The organism is Nitrospira sp. Nam74 (assembly GCF_965152615.1).
In genome coordinates, this window is record NZ_OZ224220.1 from 3,323,560 (window position 1) to 3,338,617 (window position 15,058).

General features: G+C 54.6%; 19 protein-coding genes. 3 read left to right on the forward strand and 16 right to left on the reverse strand.

The annotated features are described in order from the left end of the window. Positions 1–84: 84 nt before the first annotated feature. The 16 genes from ACWHYZ_RS15460 to ACWHYZ_RS15535 all read right to left on the reverse strand — a co-directional run bounded on the left by ACWHYZ_RS15460 (position 85) and on the right by ACWHYZ_RS15535 (position 12,081). Entirely contained in the window at positions 85–828 is a 744-nt protein-coding gene (locus tag ACWHYZ_RS15460) for a hypothetical protein (protein WP_447983572.1), read from the reverse strand. Then, entirely contained in the window at positions 825–1,331 is a 507-nt protein-coding gene (locus tag ACWHYZ_RS15465) for a peptidylprolyl isomerase (protein ID WP_447983573.1), read from the reverse strand. The genes ACWHYZ_RS15460 and ACWHYZ_RS15465 overlap by 4 nt, the downstream gene beginning before the upstream one ends. Positions 1,332–1,568: 237 nt before the next feature. Next, complete coding sequence (locus ACWHYZ_RS15470) at positions 1,569–2,618, reverse strand: ligand-binding sensor domain-containing protein (RefSeq protein WP_447983574.1); 1,050 nt, start codon at positions 2,616–2,618, stop codon at positions 1,569–1,571. 44 nt (positions 2,619–2,662) lie between these two features. Continuing rightward, the gene (gene tatC, locus ACWHYZ_RS15475; RefSeq protein ID WP_447983575.1) at positions 2,663–3,439 is read right to left on the reverse strand and encodes a twin-arginine translocase subunit TatC; all 777 of its coding nucleotides are present in this window, start codon (positions 3,437–3,439) and stop codon (positions 2,663–2,665) included. A 20-nt stretch (positions 3,440–3,459) separates the two neighbouring features. Then, entirely contained in the window at positions 3,460–3,702 is a 243-nt protein-coding gene (locus ACWHYZ_RS15480; RefSeq protein WP_447983576.1) for a DUF465 domain-containing protein, read from the reverse strand. A 260-nt stretch (positions 3,703–3,962) separates the two neighbouring features. Further along, entirely contained in the window at positions 3,963–4,460 is a 498-nt protein-coding gene (gene rimI, locus ACWHYZ_RS15485) for a ribosomal protein S18-alanine N-acetyltransferase (RefSeq protein WP_447983577.1), read from the reverse strand. A 5-nt stretch (positions 4,461–4,465) separates the two neighbouring features. Beyond that, on the reverse strand, positions 4,466–5,173 hold the full coding sequence (gene tsaB / locus ACWHYZ_RS15490) for a tRNA (adenosine(37)-N6)-threonylcarbamoyltransferase complex dimerization subunit type 1 TsaB (RefSeq protein ID WP_447983578.1): 708 nt from the start codon (positions 5,171–5,173) through the stop codon (positions 4,466–4,468). Continuing rightward, positions 5,170–6,078: a hypothetical protein gene (locus ACWHYZ_RS15495; protein ID WP_447983579.1), complete on the reverse strand. Its 909-nt coding sequence runs from the start codon at positions 6,076–6,078 to the stop codon at positions 5,170–5,172. The genes tsaB and ACWHYZ_RS15495 overlap by 4 nt, the downstream gene beginning before the upstream one ends. Positions 6,079–6,084: 6 nt before the next feature. Continuing rightward, positions 6,085–7,452, reverse strand: a complete 1,368-nt coding sequence (gene radA / locus ACWHYZ_RS15500; RefSeq protein WP_447987595.1) for a DNA repair protein RadA — start codon at positions 7,450–7,452, stop codon at positions 6,085–6,087. Positions 7,453–7,557: 105 nt separating this feature from the next. Further along, positions 7,558–8,469 carry a hypothetical protein gene (locus tag ACWHYZ_RS15505; RefSeq protein WP_447983580.1) on the reverse strand — a complete coding sequence of 304 codons (912 nt, stop codon included), beginning with the start codon at positions 8,467–8,469 and terminating at the stop codon, positions 7,558–7,560. Continuing rightward, positions 8,432–9,817, reverse strand: a complete 1,386-nt coding sequence (locus ACWHYZ_RS15510; protein WP_447983581.1) for an acetyl ornithine aminotransferase family protein — start codon at positions 9,815–9,817, stop codon at positions 8,432–8,434. The genes ACWHYZ_RS15505 and ACWHYZ_RS15510 overlap by 38 nt, the downstream gene beginning before the upstream one ends. 220 nt (positions 9,818–10,037) lie before the next feature. Beyond that, the gene (bcp, locus tag ACWHYZ_RS15515) at positions 10,038–10,511 is read right to left on the reverse strand and encodes a thioredoxin-dependent thiol peroxidase (RefSeq protein WP_447983582.1); all 474 of its coding nucleotides are present in this window, start codon (positions 10,509–10,511) and stop codon (positions 10,038–10,040) included. A gap of 116 nt (positions 10,512–10,627) precedes the next feature. Next, a complete protein-coding gene (locus ACWHYZ_RS15520; RefSeq protein ID WP_447983583.1) occupies positions 10,628–11,071 on the reverse strand; it encodes a tetratricopeptide repeat protein in 444 nt (147 codons plus the stop codon). Between the two features lie 7 nt (positions 11,072–11,078). After that, positions 11,079–11,357, reverse strand: coding sequence for a DUF507 family protein (locus ACWHYZ_RS15525; protein WP_447983584.1), 279 nt, complete (start codon positions 11,355–11,357; stop codon positions 11,079–11,081). 43 nt (positions 11,358–11,400) lie between these two features. Next, positions 11,401–11,682, reverse strand: coding sequence for a DUF507 family protein (locus ACWHYZ_RS15530; RefSeq protein ID WP_447983585.1), 282 nt, complete (start codon positions 11,680–11,682; stop codon positions 11,401–11,403). A 12-nt stretch (positions 11,683–11,694) separates the two neighbouring features. Next, complete coding sequence (locus ACWHYZ_RS15535) at positions 11,695–12,081, reverse strand: cyclophilin-like fold protein (RefSeq protein ID WP_447983586.1); 387 nt, start codon at positions 12,079–12,081, stop codon at positions 11,695–11,697. Positions 12,082–12,275: 194 nt separating this feature from the next. Between ACWHYZ_RS15535 and ACWHYZ_RS15540 the strand changes: the two genes are divergently transcribed. The 3 genes from ACWHYZ_RS15540 to ACWHYZ_RS15550 all read left to right on the forward strand — a co-directional run bounded on the left by ACWHYZ_RS15540 (position 12,276) and on the right by ACWHYZ_RS15550 (position 14,738). Continuing rightward, on the forward strand, positions 12,276–13,103 hold the full coding sequence (locus tag ACWHYZ_RS15540; RefSeq protein ID WP_447983587.1) for a Stp1/IreP family PP2C-type Ser/Thr phosphatase: 828 nt from the start codon (positions 12,276–12,278) through the stop codon (positions 13,101–13,103). Between the two features lie 36 nt (positions 13,104–13,139). Next, on the forward strand, positions 13,140–13,589 hold the full coding sequence (locus ACWHYZ_RS15545) for a hypothetical protein (protein WP_447983588.1): 450 nt from the start codon (positions 13,140–13,142) through the stop codon (positions 13,587–13,589). 153 nt (positions 13,590–13,742) lie between these two features. Further along, positions 13,743–14,738 (forward strand): hypothetical protein, encoded by a 996-nt coding sequence (locus ACWHYZ_RS15550; RefSeq protein WP_447983589.1) that lies wholly within the window; start codon positions 13,743–13,745, stop codon positions 14,736–14,738. Positions 14,739–15,058: the final 320 nt, after the last annotated feature.

Here is a 15,058-nt window from a genome sequence, read left to right on the forward strand (position 1 = left end):
AGACCTGAATGGCTGGGGAATTCAATGCCACTTTACCATAATGGACGAACGTGTCGTACCAACTGCAACCGAGATCGGGCAGGATTACGCAGCCGCTTTCTCCGTCTTGATAGGGGGAAGTTTATGCAAATTAATGACGACCTCATCTTTCTTTCGGCCTGACAACATCTCCCACCATGTGGCCTTCTGCTTCTCGACCGCCTCGGCCGGGCTAAAAAACAGATTGAATCCTTTCGCCGCTGTCGGAGATACCGGATAGCGGCGATCATAGACCATACCATAAGCCGGGATGCCATACACAATCCGATAATTGCCCAAAATGAAATGGAGGCGACCGTTATGGACGTACAGACCACCTGAGGTAATCTCGCGTTTGCTCGACGTTTGAGGGTAGCTGATATAAAATGCCGTGCGCTCATCCGGACGCGCAGCGGCGAGCGCTTGGGACAGGCGTGGAGCAAGCCACGCAATTTCTTCATCGCGAAACACTGGCTCCAGCTGCGCCTTGCCTCCAAATAACTGTTGCAGGACATTGCGGTACTCTTGAACAGAAAATCCCTTCAGCAATCTGGCCATCTCCTCCACCTCGATGTCGGCCGGATGACTGTGCAAGGTTTGTGTTATTTCATGGAAGGCATAGGGGTCGGCTTCGAGACGGACGAAATCGGTTGGATTTTCATAAACGATGCGCGCGGGAATCGTCGGGATCGCGCACGCGCCGAGCGCAAGCGCCAATGCCAAAGTAAAAAGGCACAGGTAAAAAGTAGAGAAGTTACCCCGGATCAATGTTGCATTTTGAATTTTGAATTTTGCCTTGCCCGACTTCATTCCGAGACGGTCACCGTCATCTCCACGCGTTCGAGGGGATTATCCCGTCCATCCCGTTTCACGTTGACAATCTTGTCGGCAATCTCCATCCCGTTGACCACCTCGCCAAAGGCGGTGTACTTCCAGTCCAAAAAATTGGCATCCGCCACGCAAATAAAAAATTGGGAACCGGCGCTGTTCGGGTCGTTGGACCGTGCCATAGACAAGACGCCCCGCTTGTGTGGTTTACTATTGAACTCGGCTGCGACCTGATGGCCGGGCCCTCCCATGCCATGCAGCGAACGATCCGGCTTCTTGCTGTTGGGGTCACCGCCCTGAATCATGAATCCGGGGATCACGCGATGAAACGTGCAGCCATCATAAAACTTGTCTTTCGCCAGCGTGACAAAATTCTTGACATGATTAGGCGCCACATCCGGATAAAATCGCAACACGATGTCGCCCAGTGGTTCACCCTTCACCGACACCTTAATTGTCGCTCGTGTCTGAGTTGCATCCGCCATTATGACTCCTTTGTTGTAACAGAGAGCTGTGAGCTTGCAGCCGTCGGCTCTCAGCATTCGGAAGAGATCTCGTTCAGGCTGACAGCGCAGAGCCGACCGCTTCCATGTCGTGCTCATTGCTGAACCCTGCACCTTTCATTAATTCAGCTTTCAGCCCTCAGCGCTCGGCTCCCCGCATTGCTGAAGGATGACCGCTGAAGGCTGACACCTTTCCATGCTGATCTGATACGTTTAACATTACTTCTGTTCTGCTTGAAACCCATCGCTAATGCTGACCCATGTGGTGCCACCGTCCTCACTGCGAAACGCGCCGGCATTCGTGCCGGCGTACAGGACACCGCTTTCACCGGCAATCAGCGATTGAATCGACATTTCCGTTAACCCTTTATTGAGGGGAGTCCACAATCCGCCTTGATTCATTGTCTTGAAAATCCCTCGCCCCGTGCCGACATACAGGTTATTGTCATGTAAGACGATGCCGCGAATGGAGTCGTTGGGCAGGGCGCGACTAATGGATCGCCATGTCTCCCCGCCATCTGCGCTCCTGAACACGCCCCCATCGAACGTCCCCGCATATAGGGCCTGGTCCTTATCGATAGCCAGAACCCGAATGAAATTTTCTCGCAGTCCTTCATGATCCATTAAGCCGTGCGTCATGCGCTGCCATTCCTGCGTATGTGGCGCATAGCGCAAGATACCCTTGCCTGACGTGCCGACATAGAGGGTATGGTCAGGCGCCATCGCGATGGCATGCACCAGTACGTCATCCAGCCCCTTTGTCACAACGGTCCATTCAGACATCCCTTCCGATGAGCGACTATAGAGGCCATCCCCGGTCCCGGCATACAGCACCCCTTGTTTTACCAGCAGGGCTTTGATCTCCAAGCGCTTGAGGCCGGTATTAAATGTTTCCCACGTCTTCCCGCCATCTTTCGTACGAAAGACACCGCCCCGGAACGTTCCCGCATAGATCATTCCATTCGGCCCTACCGCCAAAGAGAGAATGAAAGGATCGGTCAACCCGGCATTCGCCGCGGTCCAAGATTGCCCCCGGTCTTCACTTCGAAAGACGCCCATCCCGAAGGACCCGGCATACACCGTTTGAGGACCCACCGATGCTAAGGCCTGAATGCTGGGAGCCATCATCGGGCCAGGGAAGTTTTGCGGAACTTCACTGCTAAAAGGGCCAGAGGCGTTCGCCGGCGAGGCGAATGAAACCATCAGAAGGCAAAGGGCAACAGTGGGGATGCTCTGTTGACGGTTGAAGTGTTGAGTGGGTTTTTCCATGGCTTAACTCGTACGGCGTCCGGCGTTTGTCCCTGCCTGGCCCGTCATCGTACCCGATGCCCAGCGGTCCCAACCGGCGTCACACCTTCGAGATTCATTCCCGGCTCTATAGAACCTTTTCGTCGACCAAACAGCCGTGCGCCCCAGATCCCTATTTCATACAGAATAATGAGCGGCACGGCCATCAGCAACATCGTAAAGAGTGTCGCATCCGGAGTGACGATAGCCGAGAGAATCAAGGCAACCATCACGGCATGTTTGCGATAGTGCGCGAGCATCTGGCTGGTCACTAGCCCGATTCTTGCCAGCAGAGTCAAAACCAGGGGCAGTTCAAAGGCGAACCCAAATACCAGGAGAAATTTTACGTTGAAATCGATATAAGTGCCCACGGCAAGTTGCGGAGTTAACTCGCGGTCCATGCCAAAGCTGACGAAGAACTGAATGACAAGCGGGAGGATGACGAGATTGCAGAATGCGAGACCCAACGCGAAAAAGCTAGCGGCCAAGCCGAGCAAAGGAATCGCCCAGCGCTGTTCTTTGGGCAACAGCGCCGGCTCGATGAATTTCCAGCCCTGATAGAGAATCACCGGCATCGTGAGAATTACGCCGGCCAGCAGCGAGACTTTTAAGGAGGCGAACAGCGCCTCGGTCGGACCGTAAAAGATCAGATCGTCGTTAAATGGCCGTTTGAGCCAGGCCACGATATCAGGGGCATAGGCGAACGTCAGCACAAACGACGCCAGCAGCGCGATTCCAATCACGATGAGGCGTCGCTTGACGGCAGAAATGTGACGTGCGAGCGGTGGAAGGATGGCGGCCATGATGTCACTACGCGCAGTCGTTAATGCGAGGGCGAATGCTCCTGCTCTTCCCGATAGAGCCGAATCAGTTCGGCGAGTTTATCTTTTTTGACCAATTTTTCTTTTTGCATCTGCTTCTTCAACAGTTCTTCCTGGGGCGTTAACACGTGTCGTTTCTGAAGTTCGCTCAGTTCGGCATCCAGTCGGTGGTGAGTTTCCTCCAGTTGCCTGAATTCCAGGCTGGAGGCCCGCAGCAACTCGGCAATCCGATCGACGGTCATCATAGGTTTCCTCCTAGATGAGCGACAGGCCGCGAAGAACCAGTCAATTCCCGCGATCCCATCACTGGGTTATGTATACCGTCCTCCCCCTGTACGACTCTGACACATCCGCTCACACATCGATCAGTGGGTCCGGCGAAGCACCCACTGCGCGCCCCAGTTGACCCCGCCCGCCTGCGAGGCGCCAAGACGCCTTCTTTCAGATGCAGCATATTCCAATCCTGCGCGGTGCGCGAGCATAGCCGTTTGTCTGACCGGTGCATCTACAACTCTAATTCCATCAGCACCGCATCTTCAACCGGGTTCGTGTAATACTTCGTGCGGACTCCAGACCGAGAGAATCTTGCCTGTTCATAGAGTGCGAGAGCCCGGTTATTTGAAGCACGCACTTCCAGCAATGCCCGCCGCGCGCCCTGCTCCAGGCCCATTGTCACCGCTTGTTGCAACAGCCACCGGCCGATACCACGATGACGGAGATGCGGGGCCACTGCCAGATTCATCATTCTCAATTCTTCGAACACGACCCAAAAGCAGACATACCCCACCAACTCGAGCGAACCCTCAGGTGCCTGACCAGCGCTTGGAATGTGAGCCGTCAAGAAACGCGAGAATGGATTGTCGGTGAGTTCAACCTCGAACATTTTCCGCGTCCATGGAGCGGAAAACGAGGATTCTTCGATGCGCATGACGGCGTCCAAATGTCGGACCGTCCCAGGCTCTAAGAGAAGAAATCCGAGTTCTTGATGGTGCGTGGAAACCATAGGTCTTACCGGACACCAGCTCCACGACGATCCATCATGATTTCCGCCTCTGCGCGTTGGATGTATCGCGGAGAGATGCCGTATCCCGCGATATCGTTCGTTCGAATTTGTTCCACTCCTGCCAAACCCACACTGACGGCAGACGCCGCCATGCATTCGGCCGGCCCTTCCTGTATCGATACGTGCATCGAGTCGAAAAGGCGACACAGCTTGTCACGATTCGCCTGCCACCCTTCTCCATAGATAACTGTCGGTTGGTTCATCGCGCGCGCTAATTTCTCCAACGGTCCGACCTGTTCCTCGCCGATCCTTACCAATCCCGTATCCTGCCACCGATAGAATGCCCAGTACACTTCTCCGGTACGGCATTTTAAGACCGGGCAGAGCAGGTCTTTTGAACCGGACAGATTCCAGGCCATGGCTTCCAACGTGGGTACCGCCGCCAGCGGCACCTTAGCCACCATCCGGAATCCCATCATAGTCGCCAGTCCAACCCGCAGTCCAGTAAAAGAACCCGGGCCTATTGAGACCGCGAGCGCTTCGACATCGGAGAGCCGGCACCCTGCCGCCTCGAACACGTCATCGATGGTCGGCACCAGATACTTCGCATGATGGCCGGCGGCCTCGCGATCACATCGCGCCAGGATCTTCGGTCCATCTAACAGTGCCACGCTTTGACATTGCGTGGCCGTCTCAACAGCCAGCAGTTTCATCCCATCATACCACTATCTGGGAGGGTATCTATCTCGGCTTCCGTCATTTGAAGTTCTTCGGCCGTCAGGGGCATATTGGGCGCCATTTCGCGAAAAGTCAGCTGAAGAGTGCTTGGACCTTGACTCTCCTCTGCTCGAATAACAAACGGCATCAAGACGCTCTTCCCCGAAGCCGTGCCACCCGGAGCGATGGCACCATCCGGGATGAGATTCACTGGTCGGAAATCGTCAAAATGCACCGTGGCTTCAATGTCCCCGTTCGGCGACAGCCGATCTTCCTGGACCACCTGAAGGGATCGACGATCGAACCAGATCCGTCGATAGGGAATGTCCGAGCCATTGATTCCATTTCGTGGAGCAAAGACATCGACACGATAGCGCTCCGGCTCTTGGGTCAGTGCCGCTCGTTCATCCTTCGCAACAGGCGGCGTGCCGGTAATCCCGCTCATAGCCAGGAGGCTCAATCGAAACGGCCGCGCAATTTTTTCAACTCGATGCAGATCAGTCACAGTGCCCGTTAATACTTTCCCATTGATGAGCCGCAAGGTATAGCGATCTTCGCCTACGGCCAACTCAAACAGTCTCATGCCGAGACGATTGAATCCACGAAGCCGCAGAGCATCCGGCCGATGATAGACGACGGCACCTTCGACCCGCTGCGTTCCAGGAATGCCAGGCCCTTGGATCTGTGCCCCAAACAGTCCTTTCAAGGTCTCAATCTCCGCCTCGCGCTCTTGCAGCAATCCCATCAATCGCTCGAGCGTCGCCTCTTGAAGCGGAGTCTCAAGCACAGGTCCACCGGGCTTCGTCCAAATTGCACAGCTTGGCAGCAGCAAGAGGCAAGGCAAAACTAACAATGAAAAATGCCGGACTTCTTTCGCAATCTTCCATTTTACATTTTGCATTTTGCCTTACCCCAACACCACATCAAGCGCCTCCCCGACGTCGTGAACGCCGATGAGCTCTATTCCCTCAATCGCATCAAGCTTCGCGAGATTACGATGCGGCAAGATGCATCGGCAGAATCCCATCTTCGCCGCTTCCCGCACACGCAATTCAGCCTGACTGATGGCACGCACTTCTCCGCCAAGGCCCATCTCGCCCAATATGACCGTGCCATGATCGATCGGACACTCACGGAGACTCGAGGTGACCGCGGCGACAATCCCCAGATCAATCGCAGGTTCATCCACCTGCATGCCACCAATCACATTTACATACACATCTTGTCCGGACAGATGAAGACCCAGGCGTTTCTCCATCACGGCGAGCAGAAGCGACACCCGGTTGATCTCGACTCCATTGGCCATTCGTTTTGGCATGGCATAGCCCGTCGAAGAGACGAGCGCCTGAAGTTCCACTAAAATGGGACGTGTTCCCTCCACACTCGAGACGACGACCGAGCCCGTACTTTTGGCCGGACGCTCGGCTAAGAAGAGTTCGGACGGATTCGTGACCTCCTCCAAGCCGACATCTTTCATTTCGAACACACCGATTTCATTCGTTGAACCGAACCGATTTTTCACCGCGCGCAGGATACGGTAGCTATGACCCTTATCGCCCTCAAAGTACAATACCGTATCGACAATATGCTCCAGCAGCCGCGGCCCGGCAATGGCGCCTTCCTTGGTCACATGCCCGATAATAAACACCGGGACACCGCTCCGTTTAGCCAATCCCATGAGTTGGCCGGCCACTTCCTGGACTTGGCTGATACTTCCCGGCGCCGACGTGATCTGATCCGTGTAGACGGTTTGTATCGAATCGACCACCACGGCGACAGGCCGGAGTTCTTGAATGGTCTTGAGAATCTCTTCAAGTGCAGTTTCTGCGAGAATATACAGCAAGGGTGCATCGACCCCTAGCCGCTCGCCGCGCATTTTAATCTGCTGCGGAGATTCCTCGCCGGAAATGTACAGCACACTTTCGGTATGTGAAATGAGTCGTGGCAGGGCCTGCAGGAGGAGAGTTGTCTTGCCGATGCCGGGATCTCCGCCGATGAGAATGACGGACCCCGGAATGACACCGCCGCCGAGGACCCGATCGAATTCGCCGATGCCGGTTCGCCGACGATGTTCGCCGATAACTTCGATTTCACCAATCGGAGTGGCCTGCGCGGCTCCCAGCTTGAACACTGGCGCTCGCCCGCGGCCCGTCGAAGCAGTTAGGCGCTCCTCTTTCATGCTGTTCCAGCCTCCACAGTCGGGACAACGCCCAAGCCACCGGGGAGACTGATGACCGCATGCCTGACAAAGAAAACTGGTCTTGGCCCGCATCAGCCGGAGCCCTTCCTTAGAACCTCGTCGCAGTTATCTTAAAGGAGTCGCTCTTGGAATACAAAAGAAAGTGCGCCACCAAGATAGACCGTCGCCCAATTCAGCCGACTAAAGTCGTTTCTTGCGCACATCTTTCCAACTCATTGCAACCTGAGCTTTTTTAGGCAGTTGTTCGCGCTCAGGTTCCGGGACTATCACCACATCCAACCGTTGCGCAACGAAGTCTTCTGCAAAATCGCTTGTTCGACCGATACCGGCTTTCACGTTATCCCACCCATCGGCCCGCAAACGTTCGATCATCGTCGTGAGCGCCCCCTTGCCGGTCACAATGGGAACGATAGGTCCAGGTGGAAATCTATGTGTGTGAAGCCATCGCCGCATGTCATCCGATTCGCCCATGCTGGAATGGCTTGTCACATAGATGACATTAAAATAAAAATCCGTTAGCCGCTTAAGTTCCTCCGCGGCGTCGGGGGCCGGCGTTGGCGATATGGAAGCAGTCTTGCCGCCAGGCAACGGGGGAAGCGGGATGAATGGCACTATCGGGGTCTTCGGCTCTTCCATCAGCGATGCGACTTCCACAAGAAGAATCGGCCGGCGGCGTTCCCAGGAAAATAACGTTCCCGTGCCTTCTGTAGAAGCCACACGCGCACTCTCGACCACCCGGACGGTCATAGTCAGATTTCCACGCATGTGCGGCGTATATTCGAAAAATGCGCGACCGTCTCCACCTGTCATCGCGGTACCGACCTTCTTCCCTCCCACCACGTATTCAACCTGTTCTCCTCCAAGACCGGCTCGTGCCAACAGGCCCTGCTGGGTCAGCCGAGCCTCCAACTTCACCGGGCGATTGAGGAGCGTCAACGCATCGGGTACAGAAAGTTGAGCTGTCACTTTGTCGGCAGCCAAGACGGCAATGGGTGCAAGGAGCACACTGAACAGGAGAACAACACACGTATACAGGAGAGAACGCCGTGGAGCGCTAGGGACGTCTGCGTTCAACGTCCGAAAAGACGGCATCGAGGATTTCCAGGGCGACATCTGCGTCACGTTTTGTAATGATCAGCGGGGGAACGAGTCGGACCACATTCTGTCCGCATCCTAACAGCAGCAGCCCTTTTTTAAAACAGCGTTGAATGATCGCATTGCGCTCCGAAACAGCCATCTCCTTGGTGTCCCGATCGCGGACGCATTCGATCCCTATCATCAATCCCTTGCCGCGGACGTCCCCGATGAGCCGGTGGCGGGCCATTAACTGTTTCAGCTCCGTCAAGAGATACGTCCCTAGCTGGGCCGCATTTCTGATCAGGTGCTGTTGCAAGAGTTCAATGGTGACCAGTGCCGCTTCGCAGGCGACCGGGTTGCCACCGAATGTATTCGCGTGCGAGCCTGCCCCCCAGCTCATCACTCGGTCGGATGCTACGGTGGCCCCCATCGGCAGCCCTGACGCAATGCCCTTGCCGATCGTCAGGATATCGGGCTTCACTCGCGAGTGTTCGACTGCAAACATTTTTCCCGTCCGTCCCATTCCGGTTTGTACTTCATCGGCTACTAACAGGATGCCAAACTCCTTCGCGAGCGCCGCGAGCTTCGGAAGAAACTCCGGTGGCGGAACGACGACCCCGCCTTCGCCTTGAATCGGTTCGACAACGATGGCCGCCACGTCTTCCGGTGGGACCGTGCTTTTAAAATACACATTTCGGATCGCTTCGACGCATTCCATTTCACAGGACGGATAGGTGCGGCCATAGGGACAACGGTAGCAATTCGGGTACGGCACATGCGTGACGCCGGGAACCAATGGGGCGAAATGCCGCCGCTGCACCGCTTTACTGCCCGTCAGCGACAAGGCTCCCATGGTCCGTCCGTGAAACGCCCCCTGAAAGGCGATCATCAACGGACGTCTTGTATGGTAGCGGGCTAACTTGAAGGCCGCTTCCACCGCTTCCGTGCCGGAATTGCTCAAGAAAGTGCGCGCGGGCCCCGGTACAGGAGCAATTGCCGCCATCGTCTCCGCCAGTTTGATTTGCGAGGGATAATAAAAATCCGTCCCGGACATATGAATGAACCGGGCGACTTGCTCCCGAATCGCTCGCAATACTTTTGGATGGGAATGCCCGGTCGCCACGACGGCAATCCCAGCCGTGAAATCCAGATAGCAGTTGCCATCCACGTCTTCGACCACCGCCCCACTTGCCCTTTCAACAACAAGCGGATAGATCCGGGTGGCCGATTGAGACAGCGTGCGCGCATCACGACGGACCCATGCCTTGGCCTCTGGTCCCGGCGGAGGCGTGATGATGATCGGCACATTCTTCCCGTGCTCTTTCCGGTGGACTCTTTTGCTCACAACCGATCGCTTCGTCACACTGGCACCTCTTTGCAAAAGCCGCCGTTCGAGCTACGCGGCTTGCCCTCATGCCGGTTCATGATCGTAAGACGGCCGTCATCAAGTTAAGCAGTGCTGGAGATACCGGCTCATCGAGGAACAATTCACCTGTAACCACATGCGGGGCAAGAGTCGCAAGGCAGAATAGGAGGGAGTAACGATACAAGAGGTCTGGCCGGCCTGGAGGTATCGTGTCGGCTTATCCTTTATCCTTCAAAGCCGCTAAAATTTCATCGGCATGACCGTCGACTTTGACCTTACGAAAGGCCGCCTTGATGAAACCGGTCTCGTCGATCACAAATGTGCTGCGTTCGATGCCCCAGTACTTCCTGCCGTACATGTTCTTCAGCTTGTACACACCATACGCTTTCGAAACCGTCGCCTCTTCGTCGCTTAGCAACGAGAACGGCAAGCCGTATTTTTCAATGAATTTGCGGTGTGATTCCGCGCCATCCAGACTGACGCCCAACACGACCGCGCCGGCTTTGGTAATCTTCGTATGGGCATCACGAAGATCGCAGGACTCTTTGGTACAGCCCGGGGTATCGTCCTTCGGATAAAAATACAGCACGACCGGCTTTCCTTTGAGACTTTTTAAAGTCACGACTTTTTCAGATTGGTCGGGTAAGGAAAAATCCGGCGCCTTCGTCCCCACGGTCACTTCATCAGCCATTCATAAGTCCTCTTAGGAAGTAGTTGAGGCCAAGACCCAGATTCAGTAAAGACTCTGGATAAAGCTAATTCCGGACTATCTAAACTTCAACCTAAGTCTCAGCTTTGCCTTCTATGTTACCGTCTCGGAGCGCCGCCAAAGCCAGGTCGTTGATTGGAATAGCTTGGATCTTTGGGCTGCTTCTGAATATTCGCGTCGGGAGACCCGTATTGGCGTAAGGCCGGCGAATCCCAGATCACTTTGTCTCCCGGCGCCAGATTGGCCGCTTCAATGAAATGCTCCCGAGCCTGGTCGCTGTCACCCAATGCAAAGAGCGCGAGACCCAGATTGTAATGGGCTTCTGCGGCTGTCGGAGCTCCGGTTAACACTTGCTGAAAATGTGCTTTGGCTTGATCAAATTGTCGCCCCTGATATTCCTCTATCCCTTGGGAATTAATTTGCACTAATTCTGGCGCAACATTTGGCTTGAGAGGGAGCGGCACGCGCGGCTTGGGCTTAGAAGCACAGCCTGAAATCCACACCGCTACGAGCAGGACAAGAATGAGACTGGCGGTTTTCATGATGTCCTCATACCTTCTTATGCCGGCGTTGTTCTTCGTCCCTGAATTTTCGGTAGAGCACGTCCCATTCTGGCGTGCCTTCGACCAACGGACGTGCATAGGAGCTTAAACGGGTGCGGACCACTCGGTCGATGGTATCCTCTTCAGCCAGCTCTGTGGCAAGGACGCGTTTAATTTCGCGGAGCGCCTGTACATCGTCTCCGTTGAAGCTGGCGGCTTGGCTCTTTTTGACACACGTCAGAATCACATGTGCCAAATGGCTGATCTTGTCATCGCTCAGTAACATTCACAGCTTCATGCACGGGTATCGTTTACGGCGATCATTCGTACTAAAGAATAAGCCCCCGTTCCCGTACGAGCTTCGTCTTGATCATCGTAAACATTTTCTGATAGTCGACCCCTCCACGCTCAATCTCGGCATCATACTGTTTCATGAGCGTGCGAACTTCGGCATTGAGACGATCTTCAATGGACAGTTCATCGGTAATTCCCACTTCTAAGGCGTCCACCAAGGCTTGCTTCGTCCCACTGAATTGTACGAACCCTTTCTCATGGAGGTTAGACGCCACTGATTGAGCCAGGTGATGAATCCGTTCCTTAGTCAGTTTCATCTCGCCGTCCTACTATACTTTTTCGATCCGAATGCGTGTGGCGTCCATGACGTGCCGCAATTGCGTGGCATCGCCAAGGATACGACCGATTACATTGACGCGATCGGCGGGGACCGGATCGGGTCCCATGCTCATTGGCGTCCGGCCGAAAAATACCGCGACGACCTGTCCGACGCCCCACACGGCAATGTCCCCGACCTTCACCTGCGTGGTCGCCATTTCGCGAAAATCTTTCATGCCGGAGAATTTAAAATAGAACTCCTCGCCCCATGTATTCACCGGGGCCTCGATGGGCAAAGCCGCGTAGATCTCATCCGCAGTCTTATTCGATTTGATTTCCGCCTCAAGAGTGATACCCGATACCGACAATCGAATCTTCCGCAGAGGCATTCCGGTCATGTGCTCTCTCGTTGATAGTTTCTCGGGCACGGAATTTAACTTGTTTCTCATTTGAAAGCAAGACTACAATCTCCTCGCACTCGCCACCAGCATGCGCAAACCAGCGTCATTAGGCACCGAAGGCACTCATGCCACTTGGCCACTTCATCGAGGTGCTCCATGCAACGTCGTCAACACAAGATTGTGCGGGCTCAATGCCGAGTCATGTTGAGATGACGACACACGGGCTGCCACATGCCAACGACGTGTGGTACGGAGTAGGAGTTACCGATCAAGGACGAGTCCGCACCTCGAATCAAGACGCCTTCGCCATCCTCAATGAATCAGGGGTGTGGATCGTGGCCGACGGCATGGGCGGTCGTGCGGGCGGCGATATCGCGAGTCGCATCACCGTCAATCGTGTGGCGAATGAATTATCTCGGCGCCTGGGCGCCCGCCTCTCCGACTCCACGGATATTCAATCGCGAAGTGAGCTCTTGCACGAGGTCGTACACCGGTCGAACCAAGCGGTTCGCGAGGAAGCGTCTCGGCACCCTGAACTCCTCGGCATGGGCACGACGCTCGTCATCCTCATGATCTTGCCGCATCCACAGCCAACGGCGCTCATTGCGCATGTCGGCGATAGTCGCGCCTACTGTTTGAGATCGGGACTGTTGAGCCAGGTCACGCGGGATCATTCGTTTGTCGAAGAATCTCTTCGAAACGGCCTCTTGACGCAAGCCGAGGCCGTGGACCATCCGATGCGTCACGTACTCACGCGAGCGGTCGGCGCTGAAGTGGAAATCGAGACAGAAATCAGCGTCCATGCGCTTGGACCGCAAGACATCCTGTTGCTTTGCACCGACGGGTTGACAAAGATGCTGCCTGATCGAATCATCTGCGACATCCTATCCCGACCGGCCGCCTCGCTCGAGCAGATGTGTCAGGCTCTAGTGGACAAAGCTAATGCGCGGGGCGGCGATGATAATACAACCGTCGTACTAGTGAGAAACGAATTGACAAAATCACACCAAGAACGATAGCGTCCTCTCTGGCCGCTCTCCCAGGAATCATAAACCATGGCCATTTTTCGTCGGATTGCATTATTGTGTCTTGTCTTAGGCGCAGCACCGAACCTGCTACTTCCTTGGCTCGTCCACGCAGCCGACCCTTCTGGTCAGTACTCTGCAACTCCCGACCTAACTGGGAAGTGGGAGATCCAAGAGGAAGATAAATCTTACACGGCGAACCTGGATAAGGATGGAAATGGCCCCTACTCCTGGCAAGGCGGTCACATTACAACACTGGGGGTTGCTGACCGACACTGGAATGGAACCTGGAAACAGCCGGGGAATGACAGAGAAGGAGCCTTCGAACTCCTTCTCTCCGAAGATGGAATGGAAGCCAAAGGGGTGTGGTGGTATACGCGCGTGGGAGATCGAAAGAATATTCCCGCTCGCCAATGGGGCGGCAGCTATCTATGGAAACGCCTTAGCGATGATCCGTCTACTCCGGCACGCAACCCTTAATGAACGTCGATAGACTGGCTTTCTGGAGTTTCTCTGATAGTATATAGCCAAAAACGCCTACAGCCGCAGCACCTATTACCGTTTACCATAGCGTCTTACCTCTTCAACGTTCGCTATACAGAGGAGTGACGATCGAATCTCCTAGGAGGAACTATGCGCTGTCTTATGACTTTCATGCTCGTAACGGCTTTGGCTGCACCAGCGTCTGGTGCCGGAAACCATGATCACCATGCCGTTCCGACCTTGCAAGGTCAAACTACCACGGCGGTGACGGTCCAAGGAAATACTGTCACGTTAACGTTCGGCCCGATCGACCTCCCAGCCGATCATGACGGTGATCTGGCCGCCAGTATGCCAAAACACATTTTTGAGCTCCCTAAAGATATGTACCTGGTCGGCTACAAATCGGCCGTCTTCACAAAAGAAGGAAAGCCACTCCCCCAGAACTACCTTCATCATATCTTGATGCTTAACAACGACAAGGAAAGTGTCTCCTGCCCTGGGGAACCCTTGTTCTTCGCCGGCGCAGGACTAGAGATGACCGAAGCACGCTTCCCGAAGGGATATGGAGTAAAACTGGAGAAAGGGAAGAAACTTATGTCGGTCGTTGCCTTCTACCATAAGGCTCCTCCGACCAAAGATGTAATGGCTACCTTCACCATGGAGATGGCTCCTGAAGGCACTCCCATTAAAGAAATGGATGTCTACCAGGTCGGTGTGAACATCGTCTGCTACAGTAAGTTCGGTGAACGCGGCAAGGACCAGACGGATGAAGGCATCGAGATTAAACCGGGTGTGCATGTGGTCTCTGCACCGGTCAAGTTCCGAATGGACGGTTGCGTGAAGTTTGCCTATCCGCATGGTCACGACGAATTGCTGTTAATTGCTCTTGAAGATAAAACGTTGAACAGAACGCTGCTCCGCACGGTACCCGATGTCGCACAAGATGGAAGATTTTTGGCCTTTCAGCCTCATCAAGTGTATCGAGATTCCCATGGGTTTTCTGTGAATACACATGACAATTATGAGATGACGATGGTCTATCACCATCTGCTACATGTTTCAGATATCCAGCATGGCATGGGGAATTATCTTCTCTACATGACTCCCGGTTCCTGCGATTCTGAAGCACAAACTGCAGCAAAATAGCCTGTCGTCTGTGAAAACAGCACAACGTTGAACGCCTACGTACAACATGTTATCGCCTCACGAACGTAACCATCGAATTACCTCACCATAACAAGCACTTCGAATATCACAGCCACGCGGCGTTAGGTCCAAAGTCTAATTGACTGCCATGGTCAGGTATGGCAGCTTACGTACCAAAGCCCCTCTAACATTGATAATTTGGCCGGACAATAGGGCTGGGCCTTAACGCTCTATCGCTGGGAGGGCCGTTTGGCACTATGTCTAAGCGCTCACCGGCATTGGTTGGTCGAGATGAGTCGTGTGGAACTCGAACACCATGG

Bases quoted from the DNA above. Each gene is read 5' to 3' on its own strand.
- ACWHYZ_RS15460 (WP_447983572.1), bottom strand. From the start codon at position 828: ATGAAGTCGGGCAAGGCAAAATTCAAAATTCAAAATGCAACATTGATC.
- ACWHYZ_RS15465 (WP_447983573.1), bottom strand. From the start codon at position 1,331: ATGGCGGATGCAACTCAGACACGAGCGACAATTAAGGTGTCGGTGAAG.
- ACWHYZ_RS15470 (WP_447983574.1), bottom strand. From the start codon at position 2,618: ATGGAAAAACCCACTCAACACTTCAACCGTCAACAGAGCATCCCCACT.
- tatC (WP_447983575.1), bottom strand. From the start codon at position 3,439: ATGGCCGCCATCCTTCCACCGCTCGCACGTCACATTTCTGCCGTCAAG.
- ACWHYZ_RS15480 (WP_447983576.1), bottom strand. From the start codon at position 3,702: ATGATGACCGTCGATCGGATTGCCGAGTTGCTGCGGGCCTCCAGCCTG.
- rimI (WP_447983577.1), bottom strand. From the start codon at position 4,460: ATGGTTTCCACGCACCATCAAGAACTCGGATTTCTTCTCTTAGAGCCT.
- tsaB (WP_447983578.1), bottom strand. From the start codon at position 5,173: ATGAAACTGCTGGCTGTTGAGACGGCCACGCAATGTCAAAGCGTGGCA.
- ACWHYZ_RS15495 (WP_447983579.1), bottom strand. From the start codon at position 6,078: ATGCAAAATGTAAAATGGAAGATTGCGAAAGAAGTCCGGCATTTTTCA.
- ACWHYZ_RS15505 (WP_447983580.1), bottom strand. From the start codon at position 8,469: ATGCCGTCTTTTCGGACGTTGAACGCAGACGTCCCTAGCGCTCCACGG.
- bcp (WP_447983582.1), bottom strand. From the start codon at position 10,511: ATGGCTGATGAAGTGACCGTGGGGACGAAGGCGCCGGATTTTTCCTTA.
- ACWHYZ_RS15520 (WP_447983583.1), bottom strand. From the start codon at position 11,071: ATGAAAACCGCCAGTCTCATTCTTGTCCTGCTCGTAGCGGTGTGGATT.
- ACWHYZ_RS15525 (WP_447983584.1), bottom strand. From the start codon at position 11,357: ATGTTACTGAGCGATGACAAGATCAGCCATTTGGCACATGTGATTCTG.
- ACWHYZ_RS15530 (WP_447983585.1), bottom strand. From the start codon at position 11,682: ATGAAACTGACTAAGGAACGGATTCATCACCTGGCTCAATCAGTGGCG.
- ACWHYZ_RS15535 (WP_447983586.1), bottom strand. From the start codon at position 12,081: ATGACCGGAATGCCTCTGCGGAAGATTCGATTGTCGGTATCGGGTATC.
- ACWHYZ_RS15540 (WP_447983587.1), top strand. From the start codon at position 12,276: ATGCCGAGTCATGTTGAGATGACGACACACGGGCTGCCACATGCCAAC.
- ACWHYZ_RS15545 (WP_447983588.1), top strand. From the start codon at position 13,140: ATGGCCATTTTTCGTCGGATTGCATTATTGTGTCTTGTCTTAGGCGCA.
- ACWHYZ_RS15550 (WP_447983589.1), top strand. From the start codon at position 13,743: ATGCGCTGTCTTATGACTTTCATGCTCGTAACGGCTTTGGCTGCACCA.